General features: G+C 69.5%; 22 protein-coding genes. 10 read left to right on the forward strand and 12 right to left on the reverse strand.

Annotated elements, in window-relative coordinates; translation table 11 throughout:
- The first annotated feature begins 131 nt into the window (after positions 1 to 131).
- Positions 132 to 1,205 (forward strand): phytoene/squalene synthase family protein, encoded by a 1,074-nt coding sequence (locus ACYQZ5_RS04915; protein ID WP_379731141.1) that lies wholly within the window; start codon positions 132 to 134, stop codon positions 1,203 to 1,205.
- Between the two features lie 81 nt (positions 1,206 to 1,286).
- Here the strand turns inward: ACYQZ5_RS04915 and ACYQZ5_RS04920 are convergent, their stop codons facing one another.
- Positions 1,287 to 1,715 (reverse strand): hypothetical protein, encoded by a 429-nt coding sequence (locus ACYQZ5_RS04920; protein ID WP_379817769.1) that lies wholly within the window; start codon positions 1,713 to 1,715, stop codon positions 1,287 to 1,289.
- A 98-nt stretch (positions 1,716 to 1,813) separates the two neighbouring features.
- On the opposite strand from ACYQZ5_RS04920, the gene ACYQZ5_RS04925 reads away from it, so the two are divergent.
- On the forward strand, positions 1,814 to 2,500 hold the full coding sequence (locus tag ACYQZ5_RS04925) for an HAD-IIB family hydrolase (protein ID WP_379732788.1): 687 nt from the start codon (positions 1,814 to 1,816) through the stop codon (positions 2,498 to 2,500).
- A gap of 9 nt (positions 2,501 to 2,509) precedes the next feature.
- Here the strand turns inward: ACYQZ5_RS04925 and ACYQZ5_RS04930 are convergent, their stop codons facing one another.
- On the reverse strand, positions 2,510 to 2,695 hold the full coding sequence (locus tag ACYQZ5_RS04930; RefSeq protein ID WP_379732790.1) for an HEWD family protein: 186 nt from the start codon (positions 2,693 to 2,695) through the stop codon (positions 2,510 to 2,512).
- 48 nt (positions 2,696 to 2,743) lie between these two features.
- Entirely contained in the window at positions 2,744 to 3,295 is a 552-nt protein-coding gene (locus ACYQZ5_RS04935) for a GNAT family N-acetyltransferase (RefSeq protein ID WP_459845351.1), read from the reverse strand.
- A gap of 75 nt (positions 3,296 to 3,370) precedes the next feature.
- Here ACYQZ5_RS04935 and ACYQZ5_RS04940 point away from each other — a divergent pair, with 75 nt between their 5' ends.
- Together ACYQZ5_RS04940 and ACYQZ5_RS04945 are read left to right on the forward strand one after the other, a co-directional pair.
- The gene (locus ACYQZ5_RS04940) at positions 3,371 to 3,634 is read left to right on the forward strand and encodes a hypothetical protein (protein ID WP_379817773.1); all 264 of its coding nucleotides are present in this window, start codon (positions 3,371 to 3,373) and stop codon (positions 3,632 to 3,634) included.
- Positions 3,635 to 3,675: 41 nt separating this feature from the next.
- Positions 3,676 to 4,434 (forward strand): sugar phosphate isomerase/epimerase family protein, encoded by a 759-nt coding sequence (locus tag ACYQZ5_RS04945; protein WP_379731620.1) that lies wholly within the window; start codon positions 3,676 to 3,678, stop codon positions 4,432 to 4,434.
- 6 nt (positions 4,435 to 4,440) lie between these two features.
- Here the strand turns inward: ACYQZ5_RS04945 and ACYQZ5_RS04950 are convergent, their stop codons facing one another.
- From ACYQZ5_RS04950 to ACYQZ5_RS04960, 3 genes are read right to left on the reverse strand one after another with little or no spacing between them, the layout of a single operon-like run.
- The gene (locus ACYQZ5_RS04950; protein ID WP_379731621.1) at positions 4,441 to 5,214 is read right to left on the reverse strand and encodes a metallophosphoesterase; all 774 of its coding nucleotides are present in this window, start codon (positions 5,212 to 5,214) and stop codon (positions 4,441 to 4,443) included.
- Positions 5,214 to 6,779: an RPA family protein gene (locus tag ACYQZ5_RS04955; RefSeq protein ID WP_379731622.1), complete on the reverse strand. Its 1,566-nt coding sequence runs from the start codon at positions 6,777 to 6,779 to the stop codon at positions 5,214 to 5,216. The genes ACYQZ5_RS04950 and ACYQZ5_RS04955 overlap by 1 nt, the downstream gene beginning before the upstream one ends.
- Entirely contained in the window at positions 6,776 to 8,053 is a 1,278-nt protein-coding gene (locus tag ACYQZ5_RS04960) for a Single-stranded DNA binding protein (RefSeq protein WP_379731623.1), read from the reverse strand. Before ACYQZ5_RS04960 ends, ACYQZ5_RS04955 begins: the two co-directional genes overlap by 4 nt.
- Before the next feature lie 129 nt (positions 8,054 to 8,182).
- Here ACYQZ5_RS04960 and ACYQZ5_RS04965 point away from each other — a divergent pair, with 129 nt between their 5' ends.
- Positions 8,183 to 8,974: an inositol monophosphatase family protein gene (locus ACYQZ5_RS04965; protein WP_379731624.1), complete on the forward strand. Its 792-nt coding sequence runs from the start codon at positions 8,183 to 8,185 to the stop codon at positions 8,972 to 8,974.
- A gap of 6 nt (positions 8,975 to 8,980) precedes the next feature.
- On the opposite strand, the gene ACYQZ5_RS04970 is transcribed toward ACYQZ5_RS04965, so the two are convergent.
- The gene (locus ACYQZ5_RS04970; protein WP_459845355.1) at positions 8,981 to 9,646 is read right to left on the reverse strand and encodes a 2,5-diamino-6-(ribosylamino)-4(3H)-pyrimidinone 5'-phosphate reductase; all 666 of its coding nucleotides are present in this window, start codon (positions 9,644 to 9,646) and stop codon (positions 8,981 to 8,983) included.
- Between the two features lie 81 nt (positions 9,647 to 9,727).
- On the opposite strand from ACYQZ5_RS04970, the gene ACYQZ5_RS04975 reads away from it, so the two are divergent.
- On the forward strand, positions 9,728 to 10,942 hold the full coding sequence (locus tag ACYQZ5_RS04975; protein ID WP_379731518.1) for an FAD-dependent oxidoreductase: 1,215 nt from the start codon (positions 9,728 to 9,730) through the stop codon (positions 10,940 to 10,942).
- A 135-nt stretch (positions 10,943 to 11,077) separates the two neighbouring features.
- Here ACYQZ5_RS04975 and ileS read toward each other — a convergent pair whose 3' ends face one another.
- Entirely contained in the window at positions 11,078 to 14,230 is a 3,153-nt protein-coding gene (gene ileS / locus ACYQZ5_RS04980; RefSeq protein WP_379731517.1) for an isoleucine--tRNA ligase, read from the reverse strand.
- Between the two features lie 112 nt (positions 14,231 to 14,342).
- On the opposite strand from ileS, the gene ACYQZ5_RS04985 reads away from it, so the two are divergent.
- The 4 genes from ACYQZ5_RS04985 (at position 14,343) to ACYQZ5_RS05000 (ending at position 16,863) form a co-directional block, all read left to right on the forward strand.
- On the forward strand, positions 14,343 to 14,987 hold the full coding sequence (locus ACYQZ5_RS04985; protein WP_379731516.1) for an alpha/beta hydrolase: 645 nt from the start codon (positions 14,343 to 14,345) through the stop codon (positions 14,985 to 14,987).
- A 106-nt stretch (positions 14,988 to 15,093) separates the two neighbouring features.
- Positions 15,094 to 15,465 (forward strand): YlbF/YmcA family competence regulator, encoded by a 372-nt coding sequence (locus tag ACYQZ5_RS04990; protein WP_379731515.1) that lies wholly within the window; start codon positions 15,094 to 15,096, stop codon positions 15,463 to 15,465.
- A gap of 124 nt (positions 15,466 to 15,589) precedes the next feature.
- Positions 15,590 to 16,183, forward strand: coding sequence for a MinD/ParA family ATP-binding protein (locus ACYQZ5_RS04995; RefSeq protein ID WP_379817785.1), 594 nt, complete (start codon positions 15,590 to 15,592; stop codon positions 16,181 to 16,183).
- A 53-nt stretch (positions 16,184 to 16,236) separates the two neighbouring features.
- Positions 16,237 to 16,863 carry an RAD55 family ATPase gene (locus ACYQZ5_RS05000; RefSeq protein ID WP_379731530.1) on the forward strand — a complete coding sequence of 209 codons (627 nt, stop codon included), beginning with the start codon at positions 16,237 to 16,239 and terminating at the stop codon, positions 16,861 to 16,863.
- A 13-nt stretch (positions 16,864 to 16,876) separates the two neighbouring features.
- On the opposite strand, the gene ACYQZ5_RS05005 is transcribed toward ACYQZ5_RS05000, so the two are convergent.
- The 4 genes from ACYQZ5_RS05005 to ACYQZ5_RS05020 form a co-directional block, all read right to left on the reverse strand.
- Positions 16,877 to 17,935, reverse strand: coding sequence for an outer membrane protein assembly factor BamB family protein (locus ACYQZ5_RS05005; protein WP_379731531.1), 1,059 nt, complete (start codon positions 17,933 to 17,935; stop codon positions 16,877 to 16,879).
- 219 nt (positions 17,936 to 18,154) lie between these two features.
- The gene (locus tag ACYQZ5_RS05010; protein ID WP_379731532.1) at positions 18,155 to 19,186 is read right to left on the reverse strand and encodes a tyrosine-type recombinase/integrase; all 1,032 of its coding nucleotides are present in this window, start codon (positions 19,184 to 19,186) and stop codon (positions 18,155 to 18,157) included.
- Positions 19,176 to 19,568, reverse strand: a complete 393-nt coding sequence (locus tag ACYQZ5_RS05015) for a DUF5805 domain-containing protein (protein WP_379731533.1) — start codon at positions 19,566 to 19,568, stop codon at positions 19,176 to 19,178. The genes ACYQZ5_RS05010 and ACYQZ5_RS05015 overlap by 11 nt, the downstream gene beginning before the upstream one ends.
- Positions 19,569 to 19,745: 177 nt before the next feature.
- On the reverse strand, positions 19,746 to 21,110 hold the full coding sequence (locus tag ACYQZ5_RS05020) for an amidohydrolase (RefSeq protein ID WP_379731535.1): 1,365 nt from the start codon (positions 21,108 to 21,110) through the stop codon (positions 19,746 to 19,748).
- Positions 21,111 to 21,151 lie beyond the last annotated feature (41 nt).

A 21,151-nucleotide genomic window follows, 5' to 3' on the forward strand; every position in this document is an offset into this window, starting at 1 on the left:
CTCGTCTCCTTCCGGGCCGGGCTTAGGGTTTTCTACCCGGTTCTCCCCCCGCTCCGTGGTCGGAAAACGACGGGTCGCGAACCGCTTGGGAGAGACTTTTAACGCCGCTGTACGTAGACCCCTCAAGCCGAATGCCCGGACCCGACCCCCTCGCCGACGTTCCGTCCGATGACCTCGCGTGGTGTCACGAGGCCGTCCAAGACGTCTCCCGCACGTTCGCGCTGACAGTGGACGTGCTCGAGGAGCCCATGGACTCCTACATCTGTCTGGGCTACCTCCTCTGTCGGGTCGCGGACACGATCGAGGACGCCTCCCACATCCCTCCTGCCGAGCAGGCGGCGCTGCTCCGGACCTACGACGCCGTGCTCGATCCGGCCGACGACACCGAGATCGACACGTTCGTGGCCGAGGTCGAGCAGTGGGTTCCCGCCGAGGCCGAGCGCAACGCCGACTGGGCGGTCGTCGCGAGCGCGCCCCGGATCGTCGCCACGTTCGAGGCACTCCCCGCCGACGTGCGCGAGGCGATCACGCCGCCGGTCCGGGAGATGGTCGAGGGAATGGCCGAGTTCGTCGAGCGCTACGCCGACGAGGGCGGCCTCCGTATCGACGACCGGCGCGAGCTGGAGGAGTACTGCTACTACGCCGCCGGCACCGTCGGGAACCTCATCACGAACCTCGTGACCCGAGGGGAGATCGACGACGAGCGCGAGCGGACGCTGTACGACACCGCCGAGGAGTTCGGCCTGCTGCTCCAGCTGGTCAACGTCTCGAAGGACGTGTACGACGACTACGACGAGGAGAACAACGTCTACCTCCCCGCCGAGTGGCTGGCCGAGGAGGGCGTCGAGCAGGACGAGGTGCTCGACCCCGCGAAGCGCGAGGGCGCGACCTCGGTCGTCCGGCGCACGACCGACCTCGCGCGCTCCTACCTCGACGACGCCGGGACGTACCTCCAGCACGTCCCGCTGCGGGACGGTAACACGCTCGAGGCGTGGGCAGTGCCGTTCCTCCTCGCGGTCGGGACGCTCCGAGAGGTCCGCGAGCACCCGGAGGACGTGCTGACCGAGCGGGGGGTGAAGGTGTCCCGGAAGGAGGTGTTCGCGGTCGTGAGCGCGATGAGCTCGAAGGGCCGGGACGCGCTCCCCTCGTTCCGCGAGCGAATCGCCAGCGCGCCGTTCCATCAGCAGCCGACCAGCGCGGACTGATCGGCCCCTCTTTTTCGACCCGTCACGACGCTCTGGAGCTGTCGCTCTCGCGTGGAGAGAAGACCGCAGAACGTCGGCGCCTCAGTCCTCGAGCGCGTCGGCGATCCGTCGCAGCTCTCGCGTCGCGTCGCGGACCTCGTCGCGGAGCTGTCGGACCTCACGCACCATGTCCTCGGTGGCCTGGGCCTGTCGCTCGCTGCTCTCGCCGCCCTCGCTACCGGCGTCGGCGCCCATGCCGCCCGGACCGCCGCCCATGCCGGGCGCGCCGCCGGGACCGCCACCGCCGCCCATCATGCCGGACATCATCTGTGCGAAGGGGTTGCCGCCGGGACCCTCGCCGCCCATGCCGGGCGGGCCGCCGCCCATCCCCTCCGGACCGGGCGCCTCGCCCTCCTCGCGCTCGGCCTCGCGGCGCTCGCGGATCTCCTCGACGCGCTCGCGGAACGACTTCTCCTCCTCGCCCTCGGTACTCTCCTCCGAGCCGTCGGCCTCGTCGGGTTCGTCTGCCATACCTCCGGGTTCCGGGGCCACGGCGAAAAGGGTTGTTCTCCCGGGCAGTCGAGAACCGACCGGGACGGTTTTCCGGGCCAGCGACCGATGTCGAAGCGATGGTTCCGCCGCTGGCGCTGGACATCGACGGCACGCTCACCACGCCCGAGCACACGATCGCGCCGCGGGCGTTCTCGCTGCTCGCGGGGTGGGAGGCGCCGGTCGTGCTGGCGACCGGGAAGGCGTTCCCCTACCCCGTGGCGCTCTGTCAGTTCGCCGGCATTCCCGAGCGTGTGATCGCGGAGAACGGGGGCGTCGCGCTCGCTGACGGGCAACTCGAGTACGCGGGCGACCCCGAGCGCGTCGACGCCGCGATCGAGGCGTTCGAGGAGCGCGGCGGCGACCTCGGCTGGGACGGCGTCGACACGATCAACCGCTGGCGCGAGACGGAGGTGGCCGTCAGGCGGACCGCCGACGAGGCGCTGCTCCGTGGGGTCGCCGCGGAGTTCGACCTCCAGTTCGTCGATTCGGGGTACGCCTACCACCTCAAGAGCGCGGACGCGAGCAAGGGCGCGGCGCTGACCGGCGTCGCCGAGACGCTCGGCTACGAGCCGAGCGATTTCGTCGCCGTCGGCGACAGCGAGAACGACGCCTCGACGTTCGAGGTCGTCGGCGAGTCCTACGCGGTCGCGAACGCCGACGAGACCGCGAGCGCCGCCGCGGATCACGTCCTCGACCGCGGCTACGTCGACGGGACGCTGGACGCGCTCCGTGCAGTCAGGGAGCGAGCAGTAGACGACGCGTAGCTCGCCGGCTCAGCACTTCTCGGCCGCGGCCGCGGACTCGCTCTCGATCGGGACGAACGTGCCGTCGATGTCCCACTCGTGGATGCAGTACACCTCGCCGAGACGGTCGGCCCGCCAGACGCCGCCGTCGTACCGTTCGACCCGCCCGCAGCGCTCACAGACGCGCCGGTCGGGCGTACGGAGGAGATCGCTCATTGCCGGCGTGAGGACGGGTGCGGGTATGAAGCTTCCGTCGTCGGCACGCTATTCGACCGACGGCGTCGCTGCGACCAGCGCCGACACCGGCGCCGCGAGGTGGAGCGTCGTCACCTCGGTGCCGCCGAACGTCTCGGTGACGCTCCCGATCCGCTCGAAGCCGAGGGACTCGTAGAACCCACGGGCTCGGTCGTTCCCGTCGAACACCTCCAGCCAGACGCGTTCGTGGCCCGCCCCGCGGAGCCGGTGGGCGACGTGGGCGGCGAGTTCGCTGCCGACGCCCTCGCCCCAGCGATCGGGCGCGACGTAGAGCCGCGAGAAGAAGGCGTCCGGGTCGTCGGGATCGCTCTCCCAGTCCCGGGCCGGGCCGGCGTTGGCGAAGCCGACCACGCCGTCGTCGTCGGCGACGAGGAAACAGGCGCCGTCGGCCGCGTCCGCCTCCCGGATCTCCTCGCGCAGCGAGTCGGCGTCGTACCACTCCTCGACCGTCGCGTCGACCGTCTCCGCGCCCAGCAGGTCGTCGTAGGCGGCGTGCCACGACGCCCGGGCGACGGCGGCGACGGTGCCGGCGTCGGCGGGCACGGCGTCGCGGATCTCCATACTCGCCGCTGTCCCGCCGCCGGCTTGAGGATTTCGCCCGCCAGCTTTTCGGTCGCCGCGCCCGCCACCCCCGTCGTGGAGTTCACGCCCCGTCGCACGTTCTGGCTGGCCCTCTGCTGGCTCGGCGCCACACAGAGTCTCTCGTGGGGGATCGCGGTCACCCGGGTCGGCGTCTGGCCCGGAAACGTCGCCGCGATCATCGGCTTCGCTCTGCTGACGCTGGTCGCGCTGGTCGGCGTGTTCCGTCCCGAGTGGATCGGCGGTCCCGACGAGCGGACGCCGGTCTGGTGGGCCGCCGCCGTCGCCGCGGCAGTCGGGACAGTCGCGCTGCTGCTCTAACTCCGGAAGAGCTATTCCCGACTGCTCACAGCGCGAACACGATGCAGTACGGTAACAGCGTCGGCCCGTTCCTCGATCGCATCTCCGAGACGCCGGAGACGTTCTCGTTCGTCGAGCCCTCTCTCGGCGAGTCGAACGTCCCGCTCCGTGAGTTCGATCCCGAGACCGTCCGCAAGCGCTGTGAGGCGGCCGGCCTCGACCTGATCGTCCACCTCCCTATCGAGCAGCCGCTCGTCCACGCGCCGCCGGAACACGCCGACGGCGTCCACGCCTACTTCGAACGGGCGCTCGACCTCGCGGCGGCGGCGGGGGCCGACCGAGCGGTCGCACACTGTACCGCCAACCGCGGCAGTCTCGGCGACCTCGACCTGTTCCGGGAGAACGTCCGCCGGCTCGACGCGGCGGGCGCCGAGCGCGGCGTCGAGGTCACGTTCGAGAACCTCGGAAAGCTCGACCGCGGCTACGACCTCGACACCGTGGGCCGGGTCCTCGAGGACTGCGGCGCCGCCTGCTGTTTCGACGTGGGGCACGCGTTCGAGGAGGACGGACAGGCGGCGATCGAGTCGTTCCTCGACGACTACGCCCACCTCGTGACCCACCTCCACGTCCACGACGTTCGTGCCCGCGGCGACACCCACCTCGCGCTCGGCGACGGCGAGATCGACTACGAGCCGGTCGCCGCCGAACTGACCGCGGCGGGGTTCGACGGGACGATCACGATCGAATCGTTCAGCCCCGACCCGGCCCTCTGTGTCCACTCAGCCGACCGGCTCCGGGCGGCGTTCGACCGCGTCGGGTAGCCCGACTCAGACCTCCCGGTACGGGCCGAGCCGCGTCCCGTCGGTCAGGTACGCCTCGCCGCTCGCAAGCGCCTCGGGCAGGAACGGCGCGAGGAACGACTCCCCCTCGACGTTGATCCACGTCCCGCCGGATCGGTCGTTGAACGCGGGGAACACCACCAGCTCCGGGTCGTTCCACGCGAGCTCGTCGGCGTCGTCTCCGAGCGCGTCGAGAAACGGCTCCCGACGCAACGGCCCGCGGAGCCACGCCCGCTCGACCCGGCTCCCGCCGACCTCGTCGGTCAGGCGAACGGACGGGTGTTCGTGGCCCATACAGAGCGTCGACGCCGAGAGCGCCTCGGCGTTCGGCCACGTGTGTCCGTGGACCAGCCCAATCGAGCCGACCCGTGCCCCCTCGGACGGGAGTAACTCGATCCGGTCGGGGAACACGTCGGCGACGCCGCCGTCGTGGTTCCCCGTCGCGAGCGTCAGCGGCACCGAACGGGCGTCGAGCGCGTCGAGCAGGTCCCGAACCTCCTCGGCCTCGGTGCCGTCGGGCTCGGCGATCCGGTGGACCAGATCCCCGAGCACGACCACGCGGTCGGCGCCTGTGCGATCGAGTAGGGAGAGCAGCCGTCGCCGGCGCTTCTCGGCGTTCGAGTCGAGTTCGACGCCGCGCTCGTAGCGCAGGCCGACCTCGATCCCGGCGTGGTAGTCCGCGACCGCGAGCGCCCGCTCGTCGCCCAGGTCGAGCGTCGCCGCCGGCGCGCCGGGGACGGGTTCGACCGCTGGCTCGCCCATCAGATCGCCTTGAGCGTGCCGTCGGTAGGCTCGTAGCACTTCCCGCTCATCATCGCGTCCTGCACCGCGTTCTCGACGGCGCCGGCGTCGACGCCGTGTTCGTCGACGACGCGCGCGACGACGGCATCACGGTCGGCGCCGTCGCCGTCGTCCAGTTCGCTCATCGCGGCGATGACCGCATCCTCAAGGTCGACGTCGGCGGACGCCTCGTCGGACTCCTCCTCCGACTCGGCTTCGTCGGGCTCCTCGCCGGTCACTTCGGCCTCGATCTCTTCGAGTTCCTCCTCGGAGGAGGGGACGTCGATGCCGGCTTCGCCGGGCTCGCCGACCTCGGTGCCGGTGGAGAACTCCGTGCCGAACTCCTCTTTGACCTCCTGACGCTCCTCCTCGGTCAGCGCTTCCTCGTCGTCGGGGACGGTCTCCTCGGGATCGAAGTCGCCGATCTCCTCGGCCTCGTCCTCGACGGTCTCCTGTACCGACTCGCCGGCGTCGAAGTCCCCGAGTTCCTCGGTTGGCTCCTCGTCGGCATCCTCCGACTCCTCCTCGTCAGCTTCGGGCGTCTCCGGCTCCGAGTCGTCGGCCGTCTCGGTCGTCGCCTCCTCGGACAGTTCGGCGGCTTCCTCGTCGGCTTCGGTTTCTTCAGGCTCCGTTTCGGCCGGTTCGGATTCTTCTGACTCCGCCGTTTCTTCTCGCTCTGACTCGGTAGATTCCGGCTCGGTAGACTCCGGTTCTGACGACTCCGCCTCCTCGTCCGCCGACTCCAGATCGGCCGACGCTGCTTCGTCGGCCGTCGGCTCGGCCGCAGTCTCGGTCACGGACTCGGCGCCGTCGAGATCGAGATCCACCTCGGGAAGCGGGCCGAGTTCCGCGGAACCCTCGTCACTCGGTTCGGTCTCCAGCGAGCCGACAGCGTCGCGCTCGCCGGCGACCTGTTCGACCGCCTCGACCGCGAGCGACCGGACCACTTCGAGGTAGGCGGTTCCCGTGTCGTAGTGTTCGATGGCTTTCGGAATTCCGGCGGCCAGCGAGGGGTCGACACCCTCGGCAGCGAGCGCCTCGCGGAGGTCGTTGCCGCGCAGGTCCGAGTCGAGCGCCTCCGCGAAGACGGCGATCCGGTGGAGCGTGCGCTCGGCCGCGGAGACCACCCAGCGGTCCCGGGTATCGGCGTCGACCTCGTTGATGCTCTCCGGGCGGACTGAAGTGAACACGCGGTCCGAATCCTCCGGCTCGAACGTCCGGGCCTTCCCGGAGAGCGCGACGAACGTCGGCGGCTCGGCACGGCTCAAGAAGGCGTGCTCGTCGGGCTGGTACTGGCCGGCGTAGGTGACGAACGCGCCCGTCGGATCGACGACGCGCCCGCGGAGGCTGTCCTCGTTGACCTCTTCGACCTCGGTGAGTACGCCGACCGCGAACAGGCGGTTCACGCGCGCGCCCGTCGGCGTCACGACGTAGTTCGGCGCGCGCTCCTCGTCGCTCTCGGAGTAGGAGAGCGTGGCGTCGTCGAACTCCGCGGCGAACAGCCGGCGGGCGATCTCGCGGTTGCCCGGGCCGGAGTCGGCGCTCATGCGCCCACCCCCAGCGCCGCGAGCAGTTCACGCGCTTCCGCTTCGGGTTTCTCGTCGACAGGCTCGAACGCGTCGGCGTTGAGGTTCGCGCCGTACTCGTCGACCGAGAGCGAGCCACGGGCGCGGTAGGCGTCGCCCACCAGCGCCTCGGCGATCGTCTCGGCGACGACCTCGCGGTCCATCGCCTCGCGTGCGGCCTCGCGAGCGTCGTCGAGGTCGCCGCCGTAGATCTCCTCGGTCAGTTCGCGGCCGAGGATCACCGTACACGTCCCGGTGCCGTCATCGAGAATCGCCTTCGTTCGGAGGTCGTCCTCGCCGTCGACCTCCCCGTGGGAGCGACACTCGCCGTTCTGGATCGCGCGGTTGCACTCCGGACAGCGCTGGATCAGCCCGGAGCCGTCCCGGACCTCGATCACGTTACCGGAAAGCTCCACGTCGAACAGGCCGCCGCCGGTGACGGCCTCGCCGATCGACATCGACGGCGCCGAGTCAGTGACGGAGACGGCTTCGTCCAGCGCCGTCACCGTCGAGAACTCGGAGACGTTCACCGAGGGTGCGCCGCGGTACTCCCGGACGTACACGTCCTCGAGCCGGACGCTCTCGCCCGTCTCGATCTCCGGGTGCGGGTCCCAGTCGGTGAACGGGAGCCGCCCGGTCTCGTCGCCGATGACGCCGGAGAGGATCTCCGTCTCGCCGTCCCGGCCGTCGATCGTCCGCTCCTCGACCTCGACGACCTGCACCTCGACTGTTCGGCCGCGATCGCCCGGTTCGAGGTCGATCAGGTCGCGCTCGCCGCCGATCTCGTAGGGCACGTCGAGTTCTTCGCTCTCCAGCGCGACGCTGGTGCTGTCACCCAGATTGAGTTCGGGGCTGCCCTCCCACTCGCGGACGCCGGCGTTGCCGACGGTGACCGTGTCGCCCGGCTCGAAGCCGAACTCCTGCCAGGCGGTGTAGGAGACGGTACCCGTCTCGTCGGCGAACTCGCCCTCGCGGATGGTGATGTCCTCTCCCTGATACCGGATCGAGCGCGTCCCCTTCGTGAGCACGCGGACCGTCACGGTGACGTTGTCGTGCTCGGTCGTCAGGTCCGCAACGTCGAGCGACTCGGGGGTGGCGTCGCCGCCGCCACCGTCGCCGTGTTTCCGGCGGACGCTCTGTTTGGCCTCGTCGATCGGAACGCTGTACTGGAGGAGGTTCTCCAGGTCCTCTTTGACCTCCTGTTTGTCAACACCGAGAGCGGAGGCGAGCTCCTCGGCGTGTTTGTCTACGTCCATCGTGCCGAGTTGGGCCGCGATGGCTAATAAGGGTTCGTCCCGGTCCCCCGGCCGGCGGACGAACGTTCCCGGGAGCGGCGAGTGGCCCGGACCGAACGACCCTTGGCTCTGGGTGAGACACGGGGTGTTATGGACAGTACCACACCCCTGACGCTCGCCCGCGAGGCCGCCAGAGCGGGCGCCGAGGTCGCACACGGGGGGTTCCGCGGGCCGTTGACCGTCGAGACGAAGAAGAACGAGCTCGACTCCGTGACGGAGTTCGATCGCGAGGTCCAGCGCCACGTCGTGCAGATGTTCCGCGAGGACGACTCCGACGCGGTGATCGTCGGCGAGGAGGAGCTACCCGACGTCGATACCCGGACCGCCCTCCCCGAGAGCGGCGCCGCGTGGGTCGTCGACCCGATCGACGGCACCAACAACTTCGTCGCCGGCAACCGGATCTGGGGCTGTGCGGTCGCCGCGGTCGAGGACGGCGACGCCGTCGCCGCGGTCAACGAGTTCCCCGCGCTGGGCGACAGCTTCGCCGCCGCCGACGACGGGGCGATGCGCAACGGGGAATCCTGCAGCGTGAGCGACCGGGTGGACCCCGGAACGTTCACGATCAACCCGATCTTCGGTCTCGAACCGCGTGACCGCCGGAAGCTGGCGGAGTACGTCACCACCATCGCCGAGGAGTTCGGCGACAGCCGTCGATTCGGCAGTTCGCAATACGCGCTCTCCTCGGTCGCCGCGGGCGAACTCGACGCCGCCGTCTCGGGGGTCGAACTCTCGCCGTGGGACACCGTCGGCGGTGTCCACCTGGTGCGAGAGGCGGGCGGCACCGTCACCAACCTCGACGGCGACCGCTGGACGCCCGGCGACTCCGGCATCATCGCTTCCAACGGCGAGGCCCACGACGAACTCGTCGCCGCCTTCGACTGACGACACTCAGGCGTCGTAGGTCAACACGACGCCGTCGTCGAGCCGTTCGACATCCGTCAGCGACAGCTCCGGGAAGGAGTCGGGGTCCGTGAACCCCTCGCCGTCCGCGAGCGTCGGCGCGTCCCGGCCGCCGATCACGACCGAGCCGACGTAGACGGTCAGCCGGTCGACGAGGTCGGCCGCGAACAGCGAGAAGATGAGTTCGCCGCCGCCCTCGACGAGCAGGCGCTCGAGGCCGTGCGCTTCGAGGCGGGCGAACGCCGCGGCGAGGTCGACTCGTCCGGATCCCGCCGTGATCACGGTCGCGCCGGCCGCCGAGAGCGCCGCCACGTCGGCGTCGTCGGCGTCCTCGCTCACGAGCACGTACGTCGCGGCCGCGTCGTCCAGCACTTCCGCGTCCGGCGGCGTCCGTGCGCGGGAGTCTGCGACCACGCGGGCGGGGTTCGCCGGCTCCCCGTCGCGCTCCCGCCGGGCGCGCCTGTCAGCGTCCTTGACGGTCAACCCCGGATCGTCCGCCAGCACGGTTCCGACCCCGACCAGCACGCCGTCGACGCCCGCCCGGAGCTCGTCCATCCGGTCGAAGTCCGCCGGCCCGGAGATCGCCACCTGCTCGCGCTCCCGTGTCGAGAGCTTCCCGTCGACGCTCTCGGCGGCGTTCACGTGGACGTGCACACGTCCGCTTGGGCTGCCTGCGGGTCGACTCTTTCGGTCCGAGCGGGAAGGCTGAAGTCCTGCCCCGCCCGAACTCCGTCGATGACTGTCGAGACGGAGGTGGCCGTGATCGGCGGCGGCGCGACCGGTGTCGGCGTCGCTCGCGACCTCGCGATGCGCGGTGTCGACGTGGCGCTGCTCGAACGCGGCACGGGACTCAACGCCGGCACGTCGGGGCGCTCACACGGCGTGCTCCACAGCGGCGCCCGGTACGCCGAGTCCGACCCCGACGGGGCTGCCGACTGCCTCCGCGAGAACCGAACGCTCCGCGAGATCGCGCCTGGCTGTGTCGTCGACTCCGGCGGGCTGTTCGTCCGGCTCGCGGACGACGACTCGGCGTACTTCGAGCGGAAACTCGACGCCTGTCGCGAGGTCGGGATGGATCCGACGCGTCTCGCTCCCGACGAGATCCGCGAGCGCGTCCCCGGGATCGCCGAGGCTGTCGAGGAGGGGTTCGGCGTCCCCGACGGCGTCGTCTCCCCCGCACGGCTCGTGGCCGCGACAGCGGCGAGCGCCCGTGATCACGGCGCGAGCATCCACACCGGATCGGCGGTAGTCGACATCGATGTCGGTTCTGACTCCGGGCGTCTCGCCGTGCACGTCGACGGCGGACCCACGATCGCCGCCGATTCGGTGGTGAACGCCGCAGGCCCGTGGGCGGGCGAGGTCGCCGCAATGGCCGGCGCCCAACTGGGGATGCGTCCGACCCGGGGTGTGATGGTGGCCGTCGACTACCCGGGACTCGGCCCGGTTCTCAATCGGTGCCGCGAGCCGGCCGACGGCGACATCGTCGTCCCCCACGGCGAGCAGGCGGTTCTCGGGACGACCAGCGTCGCCGTCGACGACCCCGACACGTTCGAGCGCGAGGACTGGGAAGTAGAGCGAACGCTCTCGGAGTGTGCCGCGATGCTGCCGGCACTGGCCGACGCGATGGTCGAGCGCACGTACTGGGGACTCCGACCCCTGTACGAACCTGACGAACTCGCTCGCGAGGGCCGGGGGATCTCGCGGGATTTCGCGGTCGTCGCCCACGACGCTGCGCCGGGGCTGGTCAGCGTCGTCGGCGGGAAGCTCACCACGTATCGGCGCATGGCCGAGGCCGTCGCCGACCGTGTCTGCGGGGATCTGGGCGTCGAGGAACCCTGCCGAACCGCCGAGGAGCCGCTCCCGGGGGCGGGTGATCCCGAGCGGCTCGATCAGCTGGCTCGGGAGTTCGGTGCGGTCGGTCCCGCTGACAGCGACGTGGTCAGGGAGTAGCGAGCAGTCGGAGGGGGCTGGTCGGCGCGACGGGCTCCGAACTCCGGCCGTGTTCGTCGCGCCGCAGTTCTCAGGTCACGCGACGGGCTGGTCCCGCTATCAGTCAAAAAGGTTCGCAGTGGAGGAGCGCGTCGTTCAGTTGTCGACCGGCTCGACGCCGATCGTGACATCGACGCCCTCGATCTCCCACTCCTCGACGAGGCCGCGGTCCTCGTCGATATCGCTCACGCCGACGAACTCGGCGGCTCGGACCTCTTCGGCCACGAGATCGCGGCGGTCGTCGAAGAAGCCCGCCACGCGGTCGTCGTCGATGTCGACGGCGACGCGGATCTCCTCCTCCACGTCGAGATCGAGGCGCTTGCGGGTCTCCTGCACTCGGCGAATCAGGTCCCGAGCGTACCCCTCGCGCTCGATCTCCTCGCTGAGCTCGGTGTTCACGTAGACGTGCCCGTTCTCGAACGCCGCGCCGGAGACGTGCTCGGGCGGCTCGGCGTCGTACTCGACCATCTCGTCGGTCAGTTCGACGGTTTCGCCGTTGACCTCGACGCCGCCTTCCACTTCCTCGCGCGGGCGGCCCCGGACGGCTTCCATCACGTCCTGCGCGTCGCCGCCGAACGCCGGGCCGACGACGCTCATCTGCGGGTCCGCGATCTCCACGAGTTCCTCGTAGTCCTCGGTGACGGTGAGTGCCTGGGCGTTCACGCGCTCGAGGAAAAGACCCTCGAGGTCGCGCATCGCGTCGGCGACGGTCTCGTCGTCGGTCTCGATCACGACCTCCTGCACGGGCCAGCGGAGCTTCCGACCGCCCTGCTGGCGGGCGTTCGCGGTGGCCTCCTCCACGTCGCGGAGCACGGCCATGTTCCGCTCCAGTTCGGGATCGTGCAGCTCGTCGTCCGGCGTCGGCGCCTCGAGCATATGCACCGTCTCGGCCTCGCCGTCGAGCGTCTGGTACATGCGGTCGGCGAGGTAGGGAGTGAACGGCGCGAGCAGGCGGACGACCTCGTTCAGCACCGTCGACAGCGTCGCGTACGCGCCGCGCTTGCTCGCGGAGTCGGACTCCTCCCACATGCGCTCGCGGATCGCCTTCACGTAGAACCGGCTCACGTCCTCGGTCACGAAGTCGAGCAGTGTGTTGAGCGCGTCGTGAACGGCGTACTCCTCCCACGCCTCCTCGGTCTCCTGCTCGACCGTCTGGAGCCGGGAGAGCACCCACTCGTCGACGACGCTGAGTTCGCCGTCGTCGAGGTCGGCCTCGCCGGGGTCGTAGTCGTCCAGCTCCATGTACGGCAGCGGGAACCGGAATACGTTCCAGAGGATGTTGAGCGTCGACTGCATCTCGTCGAGGCCCTCCCACTCGAAGCGCAGGTCCGCGCCGTGCTGGTCGTGCTGGAGCAGGTACGCCCGCAGCGGGTCGCGGCCGACTTCCTCGATCGCCTCGTGGGGCGTGACGATGTTGCCGAGGCTCTTGGACATCTTCCGGCCGTCGCTGTCGAGCGCGAACCCGTGCATCACGACCTCGTCGTAGGGCACCTGATCGACCGCGGCGGTACCCATGCCCAGCTGGGACCAGAACCAGCCGCGGGTCTGGTCGTGGGCCTCGACGATCACGTCGGCGGGCCAGAACTCCTCGAAGTCCTCCTCGTCGCTGGGGTAGTCGAGCGTCCCCCACGAGGCGACGGAGGAGTCCAGCCACACGTCGAACACGTCCGGGACGCGGGTGTACGTCGTGCCGTCCTCGGTGATCGTCAGGTCGTCGACGGTCGGCCGGTGGAGGTCGAGCTCCTCGGCTTCGACGTCCTGATCGGCACGTTCGGCCAGCTCCTCGCGAGTGCCGACGACGATCCAGTCGTCCTCGGTCGTCTCCTCGGCGGTGCTGTCCTCGGGCGTCCAGATCGGGATCGGGATCCCCCAGTAGCGCTGCCGGGAGACGTTCCAGTCCGGCGAGTCCTCGATGAAGTTCCGGAAGCGGTTGTCCCGGGCTTCCGGCGGGTGCCACTCGCTGTCCTCCATGTTCTCGAGGAGGTCCTCCTTCACGTCGGTGACCGTGACGAACCACTGCTCGGTCGCGAGGAAGATGATATCCGTGTCACACCGCCAGCACTGCCCGTAGTCGTGGGTGTACGTCTCGTGGGCGAGCAGGTAGCCGTTCTCGCGGAGGTCGTCGATGATCTCCTCGTTGGCGTCGCGGACGAACTGGCCGGCGTACTTGCCGGCGCGCTCGTCGTACACGCCGTCGCTGCCGACCGGACAGAAGATATCCAGTCCGAGCTCGTCGCCGCGCTCGAAGTCCTCCTGCCCGTGCCCGGGCGCGGAGTGGACGAGCCCCGTGCGGTCGGTCTCGACGTAGTCGGCGTGGTACACCTCGCCGGCGCCGACGAAGGAGGGGTGCTCGGGCACCTCCTCGGCGAGCGGGTGGCCGTACTGCCAGCCGATCAGCTCCTCGCCGGCGAGCTCCTCTTCGATCTCGTACTCGTCGTACCGGCCCTTCTTCAGCACGTCCTCGACGCAGTCGCTCGCGACGTACAGCACGTCCTCGTCACCCTCTTTCTCGGCGCGCACCTTCGCGTACGTCGCGGCCTCGTCGACGGCGACGAACGTGTTCGCGGGGACGGTCCACGGCGTCGTCGTCCACGCGACGAGGCTCCCCTCGCGGTCGGCAAGCGGGAACTGCACGTAGATCGAGGGGTCCTCGACCTGGTGGTACTCGACCTCGTTCTTCGCGATCGCGGTCTCACACCGCGGGCACTGGGTGATCGAGCGCTTCCCCTGCTCGACCAGCCCGTTGTCGTGGGCCTGCGAGAACGCCCACCAGGCAGACTCCATGTACTCCGGCGAGATGGTCTGGTAGGGGTTCTCCCAGTCCATCCAGACGCCGATGGACTGGAAGTCCTCGTCCATGTTCTCGCGGTTCTCGACGGCGAACCGCTTGCACTCCTCGATGAACTGCTCCATCCCGTAGTCCTCGATGTCCTGCTTGGACTCGAAGCCGAGCTCCTGCTCGACTTTCGTCTCGATGGGCAGGCCGTGCATGTCGTACCCCGGCCGGTCGGTGACGTTGTGGCCCTCCATCCGCTTGCGGCGGATGACGGCGTCCTTGAGGGTCTTGTTCCACGCCGTGCCGAGGTGCATCTGCCCGGAGGTGTACGGCGGGCCGTCGACGAAGAAGAATGGCGGGTCGTCGGCGTGTGCCTCCTTGGTCCGTTCGTAGGCGTCGTGGTCGTCCCAGTAGGCCGAGACGGTGTCCTCCACCGCCCGCGGATCGTACTGGTCCGGGACCTCCTCGTCCATATCTCTTGGCTGTATTGGGTCGCTTATCAACCCGGTGGTCCGTCAGTCTCGCTGTCGGACTGCCGTGCCGCGAGGGAGACGTTCAAACCCGTGCCCCGCCAACCAACACCCAATGAGCGATATCCCACTCGAGCACGTCCACCGCGAGCCCGACAGCGACACCGGCAACGCCGTCTTCGTCCTCCACGGCCGCGGTGCCGACGAACAGGACCTCCTCCCCGTCGCCGACCGACTCCCCGGCGACCGACACATCGTGAGCTTCCGCGCGCCGGACCGCCTCCGCGGCGGCTACACTTGGTACGACCTCGACCTCTCCGGCGGCGGCCTCGAGTCGAGCCAGCCCGACCCGGATGGGTTCCGCCGCAGCCTCGATATGGTCGCCGAGTCGATCGACGCCGCGGTCGACGCCTACGACCTCGATTCCGACAGCCTCGGCCTGCTCGGGTTCAGTCAGGGGGCGATCACCAGCCTCTCGCTGGTGCTCGAACGGCCCGACACGTTCGCGTGGGTCGCCGCCCACCACGGCTACCTCGCGGAGTCCCACGCCGACCGCTCGCCGGACGGGATCGAGGGCAAGCCCGTGTTCGTCGCCGCCGGCGCGGCCGACCAGATCATCCCCGCGAGCCGGAGCGAGGCCGCCGCCGAGGGGATGCGCGAGGCCGGCGCCGACGTGACGTTCGGTACGTTCGAGGGCGGCCACGGGATCGGCCCGGACGAGCTCGAGGCGGTGCAGGCGTTCGTCGAGGAACACGACTAGCCCGCCTGCGCGGTCGGAGAACCGGACAGCGGCACTGACCAGCCGCGCTCAGAGAAGCGGGAGCCGCTGTCGGTAGCCCTAAATCTGCCCGTCTCCAACCCCGATTATGAGCGTCGCCAAGACTGTCGAGGATCTCGGTGCCGAACTCGGCGAACGCATCGCAGCCACCGACGAGTACGAGCGCTTCGAGGAAGCCAAACGCGCCGTCGAGGAGAGCGAGGAGGCTCAGCGGCGCATCGACGAGTTCGAGTCGCTCCGGGCCGAGCTCACGACCGCCCGGAAGACCGGCGATGCCGATCAGGAGCTGGTCGACGAGGTTCGACAGGCCCAACACGAGCTCCACTCCCTGCCGGAGATGGCGGAGTTCCTCGACGCACAGGAGGCGTTTCAGGCACGCCTCGACGCGGTGAACGACGCGATCTCCTCCGAACTCGTCGTCGACTTCGGCGGCGAAGCCGGCGGCTGTTGTAAGGACTGACTGCGACACGGAGAGTCGCAGTCTGTCAGGACTAATCGCGGCACGGTGAGGCGCGATTTGTCAGGACTAATCGCGACTGCCCTTCGGCCGAGACCTTTTGTCGGAGACTGCGACCAGTAGCGCCATGCTCGCGATCGCCGGCGGCAAGGGCGGTGTCGGGAAGACCACGACCGCGCTCGGCCTCGCCGCCGCGCTCCCCGGCCGCCCGTTGGTCGTCGACGCCGACTGCGACATGCCGAACCTCCACGCGCTCGCCGGCGTCCCCGCCGACGACGGTCCCCACGACTGCTCAGCACACGACTGTCGTGTCCTCCCCGCGTCCGGGGACGAGGCTCCTCCCGTCGATCAACGGCTCGAACGGCTCCACAGTCGAGAGACCGACGGGCACACGCTCGTCGACACGCCCGCCGGTGCGGGGATCGACGCCGCGACGCCGCTGCGGATCGCCGACGGCGTGGTGCTGGTGAGCACAGCCTGCGCACCGGCGCTCCGGGACGCTGCCAAGACGGCGTCGATGGCCCGTGCGGTCGGCACCCCCGTTGTCGGCGCCGTGCTCACCCGGACGCTCGCCCGGCCGCCGAACGCCGCCGAACTGTTCGGTTGCCCGCTGCTCGCCGTCGTCCCCGACGCCTCGGGTCGACCGCTCGACGACCCGCGGGTCCACGAGCGGTACGAGGCGGCCGCCACTGCGCTTCTGGACGCGAGCGCGTCGTCGTGAGCAACTGACAGCTGCACGGAACGCTTTTGGTCCGCAAACGACTATCGGTTCCCATGGCGAGACGGCTCTCGACCGGCATCAACGTCCTCGACCGCGAGATCGAGGGCGGTCTCCCGGCGGGCTCCATCGTGCTGCTCACCGCCGAGCCCGCCAGCCAGTCGGAGCTGTTTCTCTACGAACTCACCGCCCAGCGGCAGACGCTGTACCTCACGACCGTCCGATCCGATCAGGCCGTGACGGACGCGATCGAACGGACGACCACCCGGACGGGCGACCCGACGGTCCGTGACGTGGGCGGTGACGCGCCGCTCGACCGGGCTAACCGCCTGATCGGCACACTGCCCGAGGAGTCGACGCTGATCATCGACGTGATCGACGCGCTGGAGCGCTACGACCGCAGCCGCTACCGGCGGTTCCTCAACGAACTCCAGACCGTGATGGTCAACACCGGCGGGGTCGCGGTCCTCCACGGGCTGAACGGCGTCGACGTGCCGAACCACCGCGACCTGACCGCTCACGTCGCCGACGTCGTGTTCGACCTCCGTACGACCGTCACCAACGCCGAGGTGGAGAACCGCCTCGTCATCCCCAAGTTCCGCGGCGGGAAGGCGCTCTCCGAACCGATCAAGCTCCGGCTGACCGAGAGCGTCAACATCGACACCTCCCGGGACATCGCCTGAACGGCCACCCGGATTACTCGGTGCCCAGCGCCAGCAGCCGACTGTCCTCCCCAGTGACGAACAGCGCCTCCGGGGAGACGACGGCTTCGCCACGACCGCCCGTGGCGGTGGACCATCGCTTCTCCCCGGTCGCCGCCGAGAGCGCGGTGATCCGACCCTCGGCGCGGAGGAGCACGCTGTCCCCGGCGACCGTCGGCACGCCGACCCGTGCGCCCTGCTCCGGTTCGTACGTCCACGATCGCTCGCCGTCGTGTGTGATGGCGTACAACGTCCCGCGCCCGACGGCGTAGACGTGTTGGTCGTCGACGGCTAACGGCCGATTCTCGCCGTCGAGGACGTTGAACACCCACCGCTGCTCGCCGTCGGTGCCGTAGCCGATGACGAGGCCGTAGCTCTGCACCACGAGCAGGTCGTCCCGCACGACCGGCCCGCCGGTCACCGGGTCCGTCTCCGCGCGCCACAGCTCCTCGCCGGCGTCGGTGCCCAACGCGACGACGCCGGTCGCTCCCGAGTTCGAGCCGACGTACAGCGTGTCGCTGTCGACCGCGGCCGGGGTCGCGAACGTCGTGTTCCCCTGCTTGGTGGTGTCGTCGATCTGCTGTGACCACAGGAGCGAGCCGTCGGCGACCCACAGCGCGTGGACGGTCCCGCTCCAGTCGGGGACGTAGGCGACGCCGCCGTCGACGGTCGGCGGGGCGGTGAGCCGGGCGTCCACGTCGTACAGCCACTCCTCCTCGCCGTAACGCGATCCGAAACAGAGCACCCGACCGCGTTCGAGCGATCGCTTTCCCGTCGCCACGACTCGGTCGCCGACGACGGCCGGCGTCCCGTTCAGGTCGATCCGTAGCGGCGCCCACCACCGCGTCTCGCCGGTCGACGCGTTGAGGGCGTAGAGACGGTGGAACGACCGTGACTCCGACGACACGGCGTCGGCCGGCACGTACAGTCGGCCGTCGGCGAGTGCGGGCGTTCCGGTAGCCCGGACGCCGTCGAGTTCCCGCCCCCAGACCGTGGCGGGATCGCTGGGACCGTCGTCGACCTGGCGCGTGTGGCCGCCGTCGTGGCCGTCCATAGTCCACTCGCCGTCGACGCTACCGAGTTCACCGTTCGGGAGCTCTCCGGACAGGCATCCGGCGAAACCCACCGTTACGGCGGAGGCTGCGAGGAAGGCTCTGCGGGAGGGCATACCCCCTTCTCGTACCGGGGCGAAGTTGAATCCTTGCCCGCCGATTTCGATATTGCAAAATAGAGTTTACGAGTCGCACAGCCGTCGCCGTTCTCGGCTCGTCAATCAGTCGAACCGGTAGATGTGCTCGACGTACGTCTCCCGCACCTGGTCCCCCCAGTTGTGGGTGTACGTGTCGATCACGTCGCTGGCAACGTCGCCCCGGAGGTACTTCACGACGCCACGGTCGCCGGTGCGATCCCGGAGGTGCGTGGTGAAGAAGTGCCGGAAGTAGTGGGGGGTCACGTTCTCGCCCGCGCCCGCGCCGGGTTCGTACCAGCCCATCTCCTCGGCGTACTTCCGGACGTAGTGTCTGACTGCACGTGCGGTGAGCCGTTGGCCCCAGTCGCCCGCCGTCGAGACGAACAGCGGCTCCGCCGGCGACGGCGTGTCCGGCCGAATCGCCAGCCAGCGGCGGAGGCCGCACCGAAGTTCGTCGTCGACGGGGATCACCGTCGATCGCTTGCGCTTGTTCGACTCCTCGCGTATCTCGCCGTTGTACCGCTCCCCGCGTGCGGGCGCGCTGTCGACGTACATCGCGTCGCCGCGGCCGTCGAGTTGGGGCCGGCCGTCGAGGTCGTATCCCGCCAGTCCGGGCTCGGAGAGTCGCAGATCCCGACAGTCGAGGTTACAGAGCTCGCCGACACGCATCCCGGTTTTCAACAGCGTCAGGACGATTGCGTGGTGGAGCGGGTGGGAGATCCGCCCGAGGAACTCCCCCATCGTCGCCACGTCGACGTCCCGGCGCTCGGGATCTTTCTCGATCGACTCGTCCATCTCCTCCATCACCAGCGCCATGGGGTTCTCCTCGAAGGCGCCCACCTGGGTCATGTAGTCGTAGAAGCGGTTGACCGTGGTGGCGTAGGTCGCGACCGTGCTCGGCGAGAGCTCCCCCCGGAGCGAGTGGAGCCACGCCAGGCAGTCCCGATGGCCGGCCGATCCGGGCTCTGTGGAGCGGCTCTCGAGAAATTCGTCAAACCCTCGGAGCACCCGTTCGTAGGCGTCGCGGGTGCGTTCGGCCCGGCCGTGCATCTCCATGTCTTCGAGGTAGTAGTCGACCGGGTCGGACACCTCGGCATCGGGTGATCTACTCGCCATCGAGCACGTACCCCCCCTCTCTGCCGCTGTAGCGGATCTCCTCCGACTCCTGTGTGATCCGGTCGAGCCGGTCCTCGAAGTCGCCCAGCACAGAATCGACCAGCTCGTCCCAGCCGATAGCCTCCTCCGAAGAGAGGACCTCGTGGACACGCGTTTCGAGGACGTCTCCCCTGGGGTTCGAGCCCGAAGAACCGGCTTCCTCGGGGTTGCCCGTACTGCTCGGCTCGTCGGACGACTCGAAGCCGTTCCGGCCCGCCTGTACCATCGTTCGGACGAACTCGCTCTGGCTCATTCCGAGATCGTCGGCGGCCGCCCGCCACTGTTCGCGCTGGTGGGCGGGCACCCGCGTCTTGACCTGCACCGTCTCGCTGTCCTCGGCCATGGATCGAGCGTCTTCCGCCGAGCACATCAACGTACCGGAAACAGGGATTAGTGCCCTAATCTTCTCGTGAGGTACCGAAATAACTCCAAGACTGTGTACCGCCACTGTCGATATTGGCTATACGGTACCAGTTACGTCGATGTGAACCCAGAACCGGTGTGGTCCCGGTAGCGTCGATCATCGTGTGAGCTCGAACGGCGGCTCCGCATCAGCGGGAAGTGGGTTCTCGTACTCGCCCACCTCGCGTTCGAACTCCTCGCGTGCAGCGGCGAGTCGCTCGCCGTCAGTCAGCAGGTCGAGGGTCGAGCCGGCGAGGAGCTTCGCGACGTAGGGTAGCGCCGTTCGGCCGAAGTCACCGTTCGCGACGACAGCCTGCCAGGAGTGTCCGGGCGTGCCAAGCGCCCACGTCGTCGCCCGGAACTGCGCGGTGGGCGTGATCTGGCTGACTTCGCCGACGTCGGTCGAGCCGCCGCCGGGGTCGCCCTCGTCGAAGGCGTCCATCGGTTCGCCGTACAGCGCAGCGTCGGCCGCGTCGTCGTCGTGTGGGGAGTCGAACTCCGCGAGTCGGTCGTCGATCGCGCCGTCCGGGAACGTCTCCTGAAGCTCGGCGGCGAATTCGCGTTCCTCCTCGTCGAACGTCACAGAGCCGAGTTCGGCCATGTTCTCTCGGAACGTGTCTGCGACGATGGAGTTCGAGACGAGCCGGTGGACGCCCGTGTAGTATCGTTCGCGAACTTCGGTGCGGCTCATCGTCGCCGCGCCCGCTGCGATCTCGCGCAGCCAGTCTGTCACCCGCTCGACGCCGTCCCGCGTCGGTGCACGGACGAAGTACCAGACCGATGCCTCCGCGGGCACGACGTTGGGCGCGTCGCCGCCCTGCTGGATGTTGTAGTGGACGCGCACTTCCTCCGGGACGTGCTCGCGCATGTACTCGACCCCCGTGTTGAGCAGCTGAACGCCGTCGAGCGCGCTTCGCCCGGATTCGGGCGAAGCGGCGGCGTGGGCGCTCTCGCCCTCGAAGGTGAACGACAGCGAGTCCATCGCGAGCGAACTGCCACGCTGCGGTGCCGTGTGGTCGCTCGGATGCCACGTTATGGCCGCATCAAGGTCGTCGAACGCGCCGGCACGGGCCATGAACGTCTTCCCCACCAGCGTCTCCTCGGCGGGACAGCCGTAGAACCGCACCTCGCCGCCGGCGTCGCCGCGTTCCAGCGCCCGTGCGACGGCGATGGCGGCGCCGACGCCCGCGGTTCCGAACAGGTTGTGTCCGCAGCCGTGACCGGGCGCACCCGGCTCGATCGGCGAGCGCTCCGCCGTGACCGCCTGTGAGAGCCCCGGCAGCGCGTCGTACTCGCCGAGGATACCGATCGTCGGCCCATCCCCCACGGCGTAGCTCGCGACGAACGCCGTCGGCATATCGCCGACGCCGGCCGTGACCTCGAACCCCGCGTCGGCGAGGGTCTCCCGGAGCAGCCTGCTCGCACGCTCCTCGTGCAGCCCCAACTCCGGGTGTTCCCAGAGGTCGACCGCGAGCTCGTCCATCCGATCGGCGAGGTCGTCCACGTCGTCGAACAGTCGTTGCT

This window comes from Halolamina salina, assembly GCF_054653455.1.